Raw genomic sequence first — 14,950 nt, 5'->3', positions numbered from 1 at the left:
CACGCCCCAATTCAACCCCTCCCAGGGAACCCAACCAAAACAAGGCCGGGCTTGAGGCATACTGGCAATCATTGACTATAAAGAAGTAGTACAAACACGCTCTTGAGTTCTCAAACCACCACCACACCAGCAGGCGACCAACCAACCAAAGGAAGGAAACCCGCCGTGCCGAGCGGCAACAGGTGAATAACTTACACGCCACAAACCAAACACGCAAATCGGCATCACAAAAAGCGCCGAAAAACGTTGCAACGCCGGCGTTCTCTCGGCGTGTCGCAAACCAGCCATATAAGGGCTCAACCACGCCGTTACTGCTCAACATACGCCGCAGATACGCTCCACAACCCCGGATATCCAAAAATATGAGATGCGTTTACCGAAATATCTTCTTCGGCGGGGTTCTCCCCTGCCCCGCCGTTCACGCAACGCGGGTATACCTGTATCTATGACAAAGAAGATTGCTGTATTGACTGGTGCCGGCATCTCGACTTCCGCCGGCATCCCCGATTTCCGTGGCCCCGACGGCGTGTGGACCAAGCACCCCGATCAGATGAGCGTGTATGACATCGATCTGTTCCTGCGCAACAAGGAGGATCGCGAGTACTCCTGGCGCTGGCAGAAGGAGTCGCCGGTGTGGAACGCGCAGCCGGGCACCGCGCATAAGGCGCTGGTCAAGCTGGAGAAGGCCGGCATGCTCACGTTGCTGGCCACGCAGAATTTCGACGCGCTGCATGAGAAGGCCGGCAACAGCCCGGATCTCATCGTGAACCTGCACGGCACTATCGGCACTTCGCATTGCATGAAGTGCCATCAGAAGTACGATACGGCGGACATCATGGCCCGACTGGACGAGGAGCCGGATCCGCACTGCCATCGCAAGCTCAAGTATCGCGGCGACATGCCGTGCAACGGCATCATCAAGACGGACGTGGTGTATTTCGGCGAGGCGTTGCCGGATGGTGCGATGGAGAAGTCGTACGACCGCGCCACCAAGGCCGACGAACTGTGGGTGATCGGCTCCACACTGGAGGTGTTCCCGGCGGCGAGCATTGTGCCGGTGGCCGCGCAGGCCGGGGTGCCGATCACGATCATGAACATGGGCCGCACGCAGTACGACCGTCTGGCCACGCGACTGATTCACGAGGACATCGCCGTGGCGCTGCCGCAGTTGGTGGACGAGACGATCGCGGAGAACGCGGAGTAGTCCCCCGACGATCAGATCGACGGACTAACGCAAGAACGGCTTCCCTCAACAGTATCGAGGGAAGCCGTTCTTGTATCACAGCAGATGCGCGAAACACCCAATCAGTAGATGCGCTTGGGCTGGAAGCCGGCCTGGCGCAGGGCCGCGAGGATGCGGTCGATGTGGTCCGGGCCGTTGGTCTCCACGGTGACGCCGAGGGAGACGGCGTTGGTGTAGTGGCCGGACGCCTTGAACTGGTCGTGGTCGAGGGCGATGACGTTGGCGCGCTGTTCGGCGAGCAGCGTGGCCACCTTGACGAGCTGGCCCGGCGTATCGGGCAGCTCCACCTCGAAGTTCATGATGCGGCCGCGGGCGATCATGCCCTTCTGGATCACGGCGCCCATGGTCACGGTATCGATGTTGCCGCCGGACATGATCGGCACCACCACATGCGGGCCACCGGCCTGCGCGAACTTGCGGGAACGCAGGTTCAGGTGCTCGAGCGCCGCCAGGGACACGGCACCGGCCGCCTCCACCACGAGCTTGTGCTTCTCCAGCATGAGCAGGATCATCTCGTTGATGTCACGCTCGGAGACGGTGACCAGATCGTCCAGGAATTCGTTGAGCAGCGCGAACGGCAGATCGCCCGGGTGCTTGACCGCCACGCCTTCGGCGGAGGTGAGCACCTGATCGGCCGGAGACACATGGCCGGAGGCCAGTGAATCCTTCCATGCCGGGGAGCCTTCCGGAATGGCGCCGATCACGCGCACGTCCGGCTTGAAGGTCTTGATGGCCAGCGCCACGCCGGCGCCGAGGCCGCCACCGCCGAGCGGGACCACCACATCGGTGACGTTCGGCACGTCTTCGAGAATCTCCAGGCCGATGGTGCCCTGGCCGCAGATGACCTCGTAGTCATCGAACGGCGGCACGTAGATCATGCCCTGGGTTTCGGCGAGTTCGGCGGCGTGGGCGGCGGCCTCGTCGAACACGTCGCCGTAGAGCACCACGTCGGCGCCGTAGGCCTTGGTGGCGTCCACCTTGAGCGGCGGGGTGATCTGAGGCATGCAGATGGTGGCCTTGGCGCCACGTTCGCGGGCCGCGTAGGCCACGCCCTGCGCGTGGTTGCCGGCGGACGCGGTGACGATGCCGCGGGCCAGCTGTTCCTCGGAAAGGGATGCGATCTTGTTGTAGGCGCCGCGGATCTTGAACGAGCCGGTGACCTGGAGGTTCTCCGGCTTGAGCAGAATCTCATGGCCGGTCATGTCGCTCAGGGCGGGCGAGGGAATGATCTCCGTGTGACGGGCGGTGCCCTTGAGTCGTTCGGCGGCGAGCTTCAGTTCCGCTGCGTGGTCACGCTGCAGCGCTTTCAAAACATCCTTTTGTTCCATGGTGGATATTGTAAGACGGCGGGCCGTTTTCCACGGTCCGCCGTCTCGGGTTTGGGTTGCTTTGGGGCTATAGGGTGCAGCCACCCATCACTTACAGCTGGACGACCACGGCCTCCCACGGGTCGAGCTCGCGGTTGGCCAGCGAGACCACGGCGTGGGATGCGTCGTAGGTGGAGATGACCACATCAGGTTCGGTGACGCCGCCGGCCACCAGTTCGGCGGATTCGCGCGGCAGATCGACCGTGCGGCCGGACATGTTGACCACCACGAGCAGCTTCTCCGCGCCCAGCGTGCGGGTGAAGGCGTAGACGTGCTCGTCGTCGGCGTCCAGCAGATGCCAGTCGCCGGCCGCGATCACCGCGCGCTCGTGACGCAGGGCGATCAGCGACTTGTAGAACGAGTACACGGAATCCGGATCGTCGAACTCGCTGGCGGCGTTGATCTCCGCGTGGTTCGGGTTCACCGAGATCCACGGTTCGGTGGCGGCGTCCGGGGCGGTGAAGCCGGCGTAGGCCGAGGCGTCCCACTGCATCGGGGTGCGGGAGTTGTCGCGGCCGCGGGCGGCGATGCCGGCCATCATCGATTCGGCCGTCTGCACCTTGGCCTCCTCGACGCGCTGGCGGTAGGCGTTGAGGGATTCGAGGTCGCGGTACTGGTCGAGGCGGGTGAAGTGGGCGTTGGTCATGCCCAGTTCCTCGCCCTGGTAGACGTACGGGGTGCCGCGGTGCAGGTGCAGCATGAGGCCGAGGGCCTTGGCGGAGCGGACGCGGTTCTCCTCGTCGGAGTCGTCGCCCCAGCGGGAGACCACGCGCGGCTGGTCATGGTTGCCGGTGAACAGGCTGGCCCAGCCGGCGTTCGCCACGGCGGTCTGGTAGCCGGCCATGATGCGCTTGAAGCCCGGCAGGTCAAGCGGCAGCGGCTTCCACTTGACGCCTTCGCAGTCGAAGTCCACGTGCTCGAACAGGAAGAGCATGTCCAGCTCGCCGTTGACGGGGTTGGTGATGTGCTCGTTGCGCTCGGCGGTGATGCCGGGGGCCTCGCCCACGGTGAGGAAGCCGTCGCGGCCCTCGAACACCTCGCGGCGCATCTCGGCCAGGAACTCGTCCTGACGCGGGCCGTCGGCGCAGAACGGGTTCGGGTTGGAGTAGCCCTCCTCGCCCACCGGCAGGTCCTCCAGTTCGGAGCCGGCCTCGCCGGGCAGCTTGCCATTGGCGTCCGTACGCTTGGAGATCAGGGTGATGACGTCCATGCGGAAGCCGTCGACGCCGCGATCGAGCCACCAGTTCATCATGTCGTAGACCGCGCGACGCACAGCCGGGTTCTCCCAGTTGAGGTCGGGCTGCTTCTTGGAGAACTGGTGCAGGTAGTACTCGCCGCGCTCCGGGCTGTACTCCCAGGCGGAGCCGCCGAAGTAGGAGCCCCACTGATTCGGTTCGGCACCCGGGGTGCCCGGCTCGTGGCCCGGACGGGCCGGACGCCACCAGTACCAGTCGGCGTGCGGGTCGTTCTTATCCTTGGAGGCCTTGAACCAATCGTGCTCGTCGGAGGTGTGGTTGACCACGAGGTCCATCACGATCTTCAGGCCGCGCTTGTGGGCCTCGGCCAGCAGCTCGTCCATGTCCTCCAAGGTGCCGAACAGCGGGTCGATGTCCTGGTAGTCGGAGATGTCGTAGCCGTTGTCGTCCTGCGGGGACTTGTAGACCGGGGAGAGCCACAGCACGTCCACGCCGAGGTCGGCCAGGTAGTCGAGGCGGGAGGTGATGCCCTTGAGATCGCCGAAGCCGTCGCCGTTGGTGTCCTGGAAGGAGCGCGGGTAGATCTGGTAGACCACGGCGTTCGACCACCACGGGTTCGGGGTGGCGCCGTTGGTGCGGATGGAGTCGGGGATGATGGTGCGCTGCGTGGTGGTCATCGCGTGAACCTTTCTGGTGCGGATATCGTCTTTGATTACTGCTTGGTAGTTATTAAAACAGCCCGATGGTTTTATTCCCATCGGGCTGTTTGGCGGGCGTGGCGGAAAGTAATTACTTGACCGCGTCCTGCAATTACGGACTCGCCTTTGGCGAGGCTCAGTATTACCTCGCGAGTACGCGGCCTATCGGCCGCCCGAGCCGGGAAACAGCCCAGTGGGCTGTTTCCTAATCGGCTCGTCTCGCTCGGCGCTGTGAAGTAATTGCAGCGCTTGCGCTGCAATTACTTCACAGCGCCCCTCATAACGCCACCCACGACCCACTTCTGGGCGAAGATGTAGACGACCAGGATCGGGGCCATGGCCATGAGGTAGCTGGAGAAGGCCATCGGGTAGTTGGTGGCGAACTGCGAGCTGAAGACGTACTGGGCCAGCGGGATGGTCTGGTTCGACTGGTCCGTGAGCACGATCAACGGCAGGAGGAAGTCGTTCCAGGCCCACAGGGCGGTCAGGATGGCGATGGTGGCGTTGATCGGGCTCATCAGCGGGAAGATGATGGTCCAGAAGATGCGCCAGGTGGACGCGCCGTCGATGCGGGCCGCCTCTTCAAGCGAGACCGGGATCGAGCGGATGAAGCCGGTGGCGATGAACAGGTTTGTACCCAGGCCGAGCACCGTGTACAGGATGATCAGACCCACCTGGTTGTCCAGGTGCAGGGAGCCCATCTGCTTGGCGATCGGCAGCATGACGACCGGGAACGGCACGAACATGGCGGCGATGAAGAAGTAGTACAGGAAGCGGAAGAAGCGCTTGTCCATGTTACGGGCCACCGCGTAGGCCACGAACGTGTTGGTCAGGAGGGTGAGCACCACGGCGGCCACCGTGATGATCGCCGAGTTGAGCGCGGCCTTGGGGTAGTTGACCTTGGCTGAGGCGTCGGCGAAGTTATGCCACTCCCACGAGGTCGGCAGGGCGAACGTGCCGGCTTCGGCCGGGGTCTTCAGGGCCGTGACGATGGTGAAGTACAGCGGCACGAGAATCGTCAGCGAGAGCACGGCCACGGCGGCGGTCAGCCACCAGTTGATGTTGTGGTCGCGACGGAACTTGGTAACGGAAGTACCGGTTGCAGTAGTCATGATTAAATCCTCTCCCCGTAGAAATCAGATCTGTTCCTGGCTGCGGGAGATGCGCAGCTGTACGAAGGCGATGATGGCCAGCACGATGAAGAAGAGCACGGCGTTCGCGGTCTGGTAGGCGTACTCGCCACCGGTCAGACCACCCTTCCAGATGAGGTAGGTGACCGTTTCGGTGGCGGAGTTCGGACCGCCATCCGTCAAGGCCACGACCTGGTCGAAGGTGCCGAGCGCGTTCTTCATGGACAGCACGAGGTTGATGGTGAAGAACGGTCCGATCAGCGGGAAAGTGATCTTCCAGAACTTCTGCCAAGCGTTGACGCCGTCGATGGCAGCGGCCTCGTAGATCTCGTCGTCGATGGTCTGCAGACCGGCCAGGTAGATGAGCACGGAGTAGGCCACGCCCTGCCACACGGCGAGGAAGACGATCGGAATCCAGCTCAGCTTCTCGTTGGTGAGCAACGACGTGGACAGCCAGTCGATACCGAGCGCCTTGCCGAGCTCGGGCAGCGGGTTCATGAAGATGTACTTGAACACGTAGCCGATGACCAGCACGGAGAGGGTGTAGGGCACGAAGAAGATGGCTCGGAAGCCGTTCTTGAAGGCGATCTTCGAGTTCAGCAACACCGAGAGGAACAGCGCGATCACGTTGATGAGCACCGTGATGGCGATGGCGATGAGCAGCGTGAACAGGTAGGCGTGGCCCACGCGGTTGTCCTGGAAGAGGGCGATGTAGTTCTTGAAGCCGATGAACTTGTAGTCGCCGTAGCCCTGGGAGTTGGTGAAGGAGTACTTCACGCCGTCGAGGAACGGCAGGTAGAGGAAGAAGGCGAAGATGATGGCCGCCGGGACCACCATCCAGTAGTAGGCCGGATCCACCTTGCGCTTGGAGAAGGCGTCCACCTTCTTCTTGGTGGCTTTGCGGGTTGCGTTGGACATGATTACTCTCCTCTCCTACTCGTCACTCGAAGGTCCTGGCCTGGACCTTGTCCCATTCGGTCTGCATCTGGTTCAGGAACCGGTCGGTGTTGCCGGAGGTCACCATGGTCTGCAGGTAGCCGCCGATGTTGATGGACGAGGGGATGTAGTGGTCGCAGAAGTCGGCCAGGCGGTTCTCCTCGAAGAACGGACGCACGGTCTCCAGCGCGTCATTGCCGAAGTACGTGTCCTTGAGCGGGGTGATGGCGGACTGGGCGTCGGCGTAGGAATCCAGCTGCTCCTTCTGCATCATGAACTCCACGAGCTTCATCGCCTCTTCCTTGTGCTTGGTGTTGGCGCCGATGGTGAGCATCACGTCGTCGCCGGCGGTGAGGATCTGCTCGTCAGCATTGTCGGTGGCGGGCATCTGGGCGAAGCCGAGGTTGATGTCTTTGTTGATGAGCAGAATCTGCGGGATGGCGTAGGTGCCGAGCGGGATGATGGCGGCCTTGCCCTGGGCGAAGCTCTGCGTGCCCTGCTGGTAGGTGACGCCGGTGTCCTCGGTGGAGTAGGTGAAGAGCTCGGCCTCCTTCTCGACCGTGGTCTTCCACAGCTCCTGGAACGTGGTCTTGCCCTGCTTGAGTTCGGTGTACTTGGTTTCGGGAACCAGCGTGCCGGCCAGGGATGCGAGCGGGGCCTGCGTGGTCCAGGCGTCGGCCACGGAGCCCTGCAGCGGGTTGATGCCGGCCTCCTTGAACTTGTTGAGCATGTCCGTGAACTCGGTCCAGGTGGTAGGCGGGTTGTCCGGGTCGAGGCCGACCTGCTCGAAGAGGTCCTTGTTGTAGATGTAGCCGGAGGCGTTGCCGGCGAACGGCAGGCCATACAGGCGCTTCTTGGCCGGATCGGTGGTCTGCACCAGGTTCTTGGCGATCTTCACCATGCCGGGGTTGAGGGTGTCCACGATCGGCTCATCGGTGAAGTCGTAGAACACGCCGGAGGCGGCGAACATGCCGAAGCTGATGTCGCCGTTGAAGGTGATGACGTCCGGCACGCGGTTCTTGACGAAGCGGGTGCGCAGATCGGTCTGGGCGTTGGCGGAGTTGTTGATGTTGACCTTGATGGTCGGGTTCTGCTTTTCGAAGTCCTTGACGATGGCCTTGAACGTGTCCGCGGCCTCGGACTTGAACTGGAAGAAGTCGAGGGTGACGGTTCCGGCGGTGCTGGAACCGCAGCCCGCCAGGCCGAAGCCGACGGCGAGCGCGCATGCCGCCGCGGCGATGCGCACGCCCAGACGCTTCAGTCTGGTTGTTGAGTTGGTGGAATCTGACAGCATATTGTGACTCCTTTATCTTTCCTTCCGAACCACCGGCCCCTATGCCCGCGGTCCTTCCACCATTCAAAGGTACCGATTCGGCCATTTCATTCCCACCGCCAGCGAGCCCGCTTGCATGTGCAATAAAAAAGGCGGTATTTTGTGATTAACGCAATTAATTCTTTCGCGAAGGGGCATGAGTTGGCTGAGTCCAATGCGATTCCGCAGTGGTTTTCCGGTTCAGAACACACGCATCGGGTGGCCGCGGCGGTGGCCCAGTACGGACCGATCGCACGCACCACGCTGGCCCAGATGCTGGGGCTGAGCCAGGGGGCGCTCTCCCGCATCACCAGCGACCTGATTTACGCGGGAGTGATCGAGGAGCTGCCATCCGCCGCCGGGGTCACCGGCAAGCTGCCCGAACGGTTCACGCCCAAGGAGAATTCCGATCGCAGGGGCCGTCCGCAGACCTCGTTGGTGCTGTGCTCGAACGCGCGCACGTTCGTGGGCGTCAAGGTGCATGGCACGTCGATCGTCTCGGCGGCGGTGAACGCGCACGGCGAAGTGGTCTCGAACCGGCATGAGGCGCCCATCGGCGAGGACCAGTCGCCCGAATACGTGACCGGCGCGATCGCCCGGCTTACGGCGGCGTGCACGGACGATGTGGTTTCGGCGGGCCTCCCCTCCCCCACCGCGGTCGGCGTGGCCGTGGGAGGCCATGTGGTCAACGATTCGGTGGTGACGTTCGCGCCGTTCCTCCATTGGGACGGCGAGACCGATTTCGGCGCGATGGTGGGCAAGGCCACCGGGCTGCCGTGCGGGGTGTTCAACGACATCGATTCGCTGCTGGTGGATGCCTCATGGTTCGGGCCCGGCGTCGGGCTGGACATGTTCGCCGTGGTGACCATCGGCATCGGCGTGGGCTATTCGCTGGCCGTGCATGGCGAGCCGGTGAGCTATCCGGACAAAAGCTACGGTCTGGTGGGCCATGTGCTGGTCGATCCGGAGGGGCCGCGCTGCACCAGCGGGCACATCGGCTGCTCGCAATGCCTGACCGATGATTCGATCGCGGAGCAGTATTCCGCGATCGTGGGCCGTCCGGTGACGTTCGAGGACTTCGCCCGCGACGCCCGCGCACATGTGCCGCAGGCTTCGCAACTGGTGCATCGCACGTGCTTCCGACTGGGTGCGCTGGTGTCCATGGTGGCGAACATCGCGATGCCAGGCCATGTGATGATCGCCGGGGAGTCGGCGTTCCTGGCCAAGCTGGGCACCGATTCGCTGCGCGACGGCATCAGGCATTACCGCCACAGCCAGGCCGCACCGGTGAAGTTCACGATCGTGAACCACGACTGGCAGCTGTGGGCCAAGGCCGCCGCCAGTCGCGTGATCGTGAAGCATATCGGATGATCAGCATTTCTTGGCTCCCCTTGACAGGGGAGCTGTCGAACGCAGTGAGACTGAGGGGTAGCTGAAGAGCAGACGTACACGTCTGCGGGCCAATGTATCGGCCATAGGCCGATTCCATATTTACGGCGATGCCGCATGTTTGGTATCGGCTTATGAAAGCCGATACTGTTTTCCCGCAAGCTTTGCCTGCTCTTCAGCTACCCCTCAGTCCGCTTCGCGTCCAGCTCCCCTGTCAAGGGGAGCCAAGTATGGCTTATTCCGCCACGGCCTTGAACAGGACGGCCTGCTGGGGGTGGAGGGACGGCGGACGGATGCCGTAGCGCTGGAGGGCTTCGCCGGTCATCAGCACGCCTTCCTCATTCCACCAGCCGAGCGTGCTCTGGCCATTGCCCAGACCGGTCAGGTCGAGGCTCGGGTCGAGCGGGCTGACGCGGTACGTGCGCTCGGGGTCGAGGCCGGGCAGGCGCACGGGCGCGGCCGGGTAGGTCTGGCCGGTGGTGAGCTGGGTGAAGCGGTAGATGGCGGCGTCCTTGCTGGGCATCACCATGCCGTCGAGGCGGACGGCCGGATCGTTGGCATCGGCGTGCACGCAGGTGTCGATGGCGAACCAATCGCGATGCTTCTTGAACTCGGCGACCCACACGGCCAGCTTGGCGAGCGCCTCGTCCGGTTCCTTGAGCAGGTTCCATTCGATGCCCATATGGCCGAAGAACGCCATGGCCATACGCAGTTCCTGGCTGGTGGCGCGCTGGGTGGAGTGCGCCGGGCTGGCGCCCACATGCTCGCCGATCATGGCCGGCGGCACGAGCAGCGAGGTGTAGCGCTGGATGTCCGCGCGCTCGACCGGATCCACGCAGTCGGAGGCCCAGATGCGGTCGGCGACTTCGAGGATGCCGAGGTCCACGCGGCCGCCGCCGGAGGAGCAGCTTTCAATCTCCAGTCCCGGATGGCGGGTCTTGAGTCCCTTGAAGATTTCGTAGACGGCGAGGGTCTGCGCGTGCACGGCCGGGCGGCCAGAGCGGCGGGAACCGGGCTCGGTGACGAGCTTGTTGTGATCCCACTTGATGTAGTCGATGCCGAGCTCGCCCACGAGGGCGTCCATGGCGCCGAAGATGTAGTCGAACGCATCCTGGTTGGTCAGGTCGAGCACCTGCTGGCTGCGGCCCTGCATGGGCAGACGGCCGGCCGTGGGCGAGAGGATCCACTCCGGGTGGGCGCGCACCACATCGGAATCGAGGTTGACCATCTCCGGCTCGAACCATAGGCCGAACTGCATGCCCTTGGCGTGCACGTAGTCGGCGAGCGCCTTGAGGGACTTATCGCCGTCGGGCCAGACGTCCTGCGAGATCTGCCAGTCGCCGAGACCGGAGGTGTCGTCGCGGCGGGAGCCGAACCAGCCGTCGTCCACCACGAAACGTTCCACGCCGGAAGCCGCGGCCTTGTCCGCCAGGGCCTTGAGCGTATCGAAGTCGTGGTCGAAGTACACGGCCTCCCAGGTGTTGAGGATCACCGGACGGCCCTGCGAGAACAGGCGCGGGTGACGGGAGCGCACGTAGGCGTGGAAGCGAGCGGCGATCTCGTTGAGGCCTTCGCCGAACGAACCGAACAGCCACGGGGTCTCGTAGGAGCTCTCGCCCTCGCCCTGGGCGGTGAGTGTCACCTCGCCGCCGAACAGGAGTTCGCCGCCGCCGATGATGCCCTGCGTATACGGCAGTCGCTCCGCGGACAGCACGGAGTTGCCGCTCCAGCCCACGTGGACGGACCATGCCTCGCCGTGCTCGAAACCGAAGCCGGGCACGCCGGCGGTGAGCAACAGGCTGGCGTCGAAGTCCGGGCGGCCGGCGAGCTGCGGCTTTTCGAAACGGCCGACGGTCAGCGGCTGACGCTGCGGACTGCGTTCGCGCAGGTGATGGCCGGTGGTGGTGAGGATTTCGCCGGCCAGTTCCGGCACGGGGAAGCCGAGTTCGATCTTGCCGATTTCCAGCGGGGTCTGGTCGGCGCCGGCGAGGTTGGTGACCGTGGCCTTCTGCCGGGCCAGTCCGCCGGGCATGAGCTCAAGACGCCATTCGATGCCGACGCCGTTCTCCTGGTCCTGGGCGGCGACCACGACGGCCGGCACGCGCGTCGGGCCTGTGGTGCGGGCATGGCCGGTCACGTCCGTGTACTGCTCGGCGGTGACGGCGTCCAGCGATGCGCCCAGCACGCCTTCGGTCTCGATGCCGGTCACGGTGAACTTGGGGAACAGTTCGACGCCGTCGCGGCGCAGGACCACGCGCTGCTCGCCGATCCAGCTTTCGGACTGGGTGGGCAGCACGGACGGCCACGCGGTTTCGTCGAGCGCGCCGGAGACGCGCTGCGGCTTCAGGGCATCGTACGCGGCGAGCAATGTCTGCGGATTGGCGAGCGGGCGGCCCCAGTGGACGATGTGCGGCAGGTCGTCGCCGGCGAAGACCAGGCCCAGGGCCACGTTGGCGGTGGGCTGGGCGAGGTATACGGCGGTGAGTGCGGTGCCGTCCGAGGCTGCGCCGGTGAAGGTGAGGGTTTCGTTCTCGGCCATGATGGCGGTGTCTCCTTTGACTTGATGGTTGCGGACGCTTTACTACTGGTTCCGATGGTAGGAAAAACGGAATATGTTGACTCGGTGCAGCGTGTTGGCCGGGGGAAGTAAGTATTTGGCGATTATCTGGCTCCCCTCTTTGAGGGGAGCTGTCGCCAAAGACGACTGAGGGGAGTCTCCCGGCATGATGAGTCACTCCCCTCAGTCAGCTTCGCTGACAGCTCCCCTCAGAGAGGGGAGCCGAAATATAGTACGGGGCTACGCTCAACAGAGTTAGCGACGGGCGGCGAAGAAATCGGTGAGGATGATCTGGCAGTCGCGTTCGAGGACGCCGCCGTACACTTCGGGCGTGTGGCCCACGTGCGGATCGCGCGGGATGTCCCAGATCGAGCCGCAGGCGCCGAGTTTGGCGTCCCACGCACCGAACACGATGCGGCCGATATGCGTCTGGATGCAGGCGCCCGCGCACATCGGGCAGGGTTCGAGCGTCACCGCGAGCGTGCAGTCGGCAAGGTTCCAGGAACGGTCCGGACCGGAAACGGCACCGGCATCATCGGCACGGGTCCGGCCGGCCGGCACGGTCGTATCGCCGATGGTCGCAGCCCGTTGCCGGCGCATGGCCGCGGCTTCGCGCATCGCGATGATCTCGGCGTGGGCCAGCGGGTCTCCCCCGGCCTCGCGGGTGTTGTATCCCCGGCCGATGATCCGCCCGTCGGCGTCCAGCACCACGGCCCCGACCGGCACATCGCCTGCGAGCGCGGCCTTACGGGCCAGGTCGAGGGCGGCGAGCATCGCTTCCTTATCGTTCATACGACGAGTCTAAGCCCGGACGAATCAAGCAACCACGTCCGATCCGCCGGTTTCCTCGCGGCGACTGTCCACTCTGGGCGTACGTTTACGCATGAGTTCCAATTGTTTTTCTATACTTTTCACGACACGAGAGAGGGTGGGATCATGGCGGTATTCGAGCTCATTGTATGCATCATCGCGGCAGTGGTGTTGAGCTCGTTCGTCAGTCGCTTCATTCCCAAGGTTTCCACGCCGCTGGTCCAGATCGTGCTGGGTGTGCTGGTGGCCTACCTGCCGTTCTTCCCGGACGCAAGCCTCGACCCCGAGCTGTTCATGGTGCTGTTCATCGCGCCGCTGCTCTATCTTGAGGCGCACGAGATCGACAAATCGTCCCTGCTGAAAACGCTGAAACTGAGCCTTTCGCTGGCCATCGGACTGGCCATAGCCACGATGGTGGCGGTCGGGTTCATCCTGCACGCCGTCTGGCCGGCCATCACCCTGGCTGCCGCATTGGCACTGGGCGCCGCACTGGGACCGACCGATGCGGTGGCGGTGAGCTCGCTGGGCAAGGAGGCGTCGCTCACGCAACGCCAACGCGGCGTGCTCAAGGGCGAATCGCTGTTCAACGACGCTTCCGGCATCGTGGGATTCCAGTTCGCGCTGGCGGCGGCGTTCACCGGAACCTTCGCCGTGGGCGAGGCCGCCGGCGAGTTCGCGGTCTCGTTCATCGGCGGCACCGTGTTCGGCCTGGTGGTCGGCATGCTGGCCAACTGGGTGTTCGAGACCGTGCGGTCGATGGGTTGGGAGACCACCACCACGCGCATCCTGATGGAGCTGTTCCTGCCGTTCCTGCTGTACCTGGGTGCCGAGGACTTCGGTCTGTCCGGCATTCTGGCGGTGGTGGCCGCCGGCCTGTTCACCCGGTTCGACCGCACGGGCGTGGGCCCGAACGTGGCGCGCACGAACATCGTTTCCGCCTCCGTGTGGGGCGTGCTGAGCTTCTCGCTCAACGGCGCGGTGTTCATTCTGCTCGGCATGCAGCTGCCGCTGGCCATGCAGGCCAGCTGGTCCGACCCGCACATCAGCAACAACAAGCTCATCGGCATCATTCTGCTGGTCACCGCGGTGGTGATCGTGCTGCGGTTCATCTGGGTGGCGGCCATGCTGCGCATCGCGCGCGACATCAACACCGGCCAGCGCCGCAAGATGACGCCGGAACGCTGGCGTTCGGCCGCGGTGATGACGTTCGGCGGCCCCAAAGGCACCATCACGCTGTCGCTGATGTTCACCATCCCCTACTATCTGGCGAGCGGCGTGCCGTTCCCGATGCGCGACGAGCTGATCTTCATCGCCTCGGGCGTCATCATCGTCACGCTGCTGCTGGCGAACTTCCTGCTGCCGTTGCTCGCACCGAACCGCGGCAAGGATCCGGCCGCAGAGATGGTGCCGATCACCATCGAGGTGCTGCGTTCCACGGTCGAGGAGCTGACCGGGCGTATCACGCCGGAGAACCGTCGTGCGGTGCTGGTGGTGATCGACCTGTACACCAAGCGCATCAGCCGTCTGAAGCAGCGCATCGGTGAATCCGACCCGCAGGGTCTGGAGCATCTGCAGATCGAGGCGCTGCATTGGGAGAAGGAGTTCGTGCGCGACAGGCTGGCCGAGCTCAAGGCGCATCCGGATGCGGATCAGGCCACGCAGGAGCTCAACATCGAGGCCTGCGAACGTATGCTTGACCAGATCATGAACACGCTGCGCCATACGTCCACCGACCCCACTTCCGGGCACACGGTCTCGCAGATCCGCGGCCGCGGCCGCATGCTGCAGCGCCGACTCAGCAACCTCACCAAGCGCACGATTTCGAAGATCCGCCATACCACGCCGCTGGTGAGCGAGGACCAGATCTTCGCCCGCACGCGAGAGATTCAGGTGGAGGCGATTCACCACGTCATCGACCGCCTGGTGGATGAGATGGGGCAGGATACGTACAACACCGAGCACTGCTCGGCGCTACTGCTCGACTACCGTCGTGCCGAGGCCTCGCTGCAGTCACGTCCGAACATGAGCGGCAGTGCGGCGGCCATCACGCAGATCGAGGAAGTCAAGAAGGAAAGCTACGGCATCGAGCTCAGCGTGATTCAGGACATGTTCGAGGCCGGCGACATCAACCGCGCCCAGATGCGTACGCTGAGGCGCAACATCTACGTGATGCAGGTCGATGCCGATTCCGGCATCTGATCTTTTTCTTGGCTCCCCTCTCTGAGGGGAGCTGTCGAACGAAGTGAGACTGAGGGGAGTCGTCAGGTGATTCCCGTGGCGCTCCCCTCAGTCGCCTTCAGCGACAGCTCCCC

10 protein-coding genes are annotated in these 14,950 nt (G+C 64.0%); 3 read left to right on the top strand and 7 right to left on the bottom strand.

The window, feature by feature from the left end:
- Positions 1 to 445: 445 nt before the first annotated feature.
- Entirely contained in the window at positions 446 to 1,204 is a 759-nt protein-coding gene (locus KIH81_RS10705; protein ID WP_109058195.1) for a Sir2 family NAD-dependent protein deacetylase, read from the top strand.
- A 101-nt stretch (positions 1,205 to 1,305) separates the two neighbouring features.
- Here KIH81_RS10705 and ilvA read toward each other — a convergent pair whose 3' ends face one another.
- The 5 genes from ilvA to KIH81_RS10680 all read right to left on the bottom strand — a co-directional run bounded on the left by ilvA (position 1,306) and on the right by KIH81_RS10680 (position 7,864).
- Positions 1,306 to 2,571: a threonine ammonia-lyase gene (gene ilvA, locus KIH81_RS10700; protein ID WP_109058194.1), complete on the bottom strand. Its 1,266-nt coding sequence runs from the start codon at positions 2,569 to 2,571 to the stop codon at positions 1,306 to 1,308.
- A 91-nt stretch (positions 2,572 to 2,662) separates the two neighbouring features.
- Entirely contained in the window at positions 2,663 to 4,483 is a 1,821-nt protein-coding gene (locus tag KIH81_RS10695) for a glycoside hydrolase family 13 protein (protein WP_214305303.1), read from the bottom strand.
- A gap of 281 nt (positions 4,484 to 4,764) precedes the next feature.
- Positions 4,765 to 5,616, bottom strand: coding sequence for a carbohydrate ABC transporter permease (locus KIH81_RS10690; protein ID WP_214305302.1), 852 nt, complete (start codon positions 5,614 to 5,616; stop codon positions 4,765 to 4,767).
- A gap of 24 nt (positions 5,617 to 5,640) precedes the next feature.
- Entirely contained in the window at positions 5,641 to 6,552 is a 912-nt protein-coding gene (locus KIH81_RS10685; RefSeq protein WP_109058191.1) for a carbohydrate ABC transporter permease, read from the bottom strand.
- A 22-nt stretch (positions 6,553 to 6,574) separates the two neighbouring features.
- Positions 6,575 to 7,864, bottom strand: a complete 1,290-nt coding sequence (locus KIH81_RS10680) for an ABC transporter substrate-binding protein (protein ID WP_214305301.1) — start codon at positions 7,862 to 7,864, stop codon at positions 6,575 to 6,577.
- Positions 7,865 to 8,044: 180 nt separating this feature from the next.
- Between KIH81_RS10680 and KIH81_RS10675 the strand changes: the two genes are divergently transcribed.
- Positions 8,045 to 9,253 (top strand): ROK family transcriptional regulator, encoded by a 1,209-nt coding sequence (locus tag KIH81_RS10675; RefSeq protein ID WP_214305300.1) that lies wholly within the window; start codon positions 8,045 to 8,047, stop codon positions 9,251 to 9,253.
- A 253-nt stretch (positions 9,254 to 9,506) separates the two neighbouring features.
- On the opposite strand, the gene KIH81_RS10670 is transcribed toward KIH81_RS10675, so the two are convergent.
- Together KIH81_RS10670 and KIH81_RS10665 are read right to left on the bottom strand one after the other, a co-directional pair.
- The gene (locus KIH81_RS10670; RefSeq protein ID WP_214305299.1) at positions 9,507 to 11,810 is read right to left on the bottom strand and encodes an alpha-galactosidase; all 2,304 of its coding nucleotides are present in this window, start codon (positions 11,808 to 11,810) and stop codon (positions 9,507 to 9,509) included.
- Positions 11,811 to 12,083: 273 nt separating this feature from the next.
- Positions 12,084 to 12,620: a nucleoside deaminase gene (locus tag KIH81_RS10665; protein WP_214305298.1), complete on the bottom strand. Its 537-nt coding sequence runs from the start codon at positions 12,618 to 12,620 to the stop codon at positions 12,084 to 12,086.
- 144 nt (positions 12,621 to 12,764) lie between these two features.
- Between KIH81_RS10665 and KIH81_RS10660 the strand changes: the two genes are divergently transcribed.
- Complete coding sequence (locus KIH81_RS10660; RefSeq protein WP_109058211.1) at positions 12,765 to 14,837, top strand: Na+/H+ antiporter; 2,073 nt, start codon at positions 12,765 to 12,767, stop codon at positions 14,835 to 14,837.
- Positions 14,838 to 14,950 lie beyond the last annotated feature (113 nt).

It is taken from the genome of Bifidobacterium miconisargentati, from assembly GCF_019331675.1.
Taxonomy (GTDB): Bacteria; Actinomycetota; Actinomycetes; order Actinomycetales; family Bifidobacteriaceae; genus Bifidobacterium; species Bifidobacterium miconisargentati.
The sequence above is the reverse complement of the archived record's forward strand: the minus strand, read 5'-3'. Positions and strand labels throughout refer to the sequence as shown.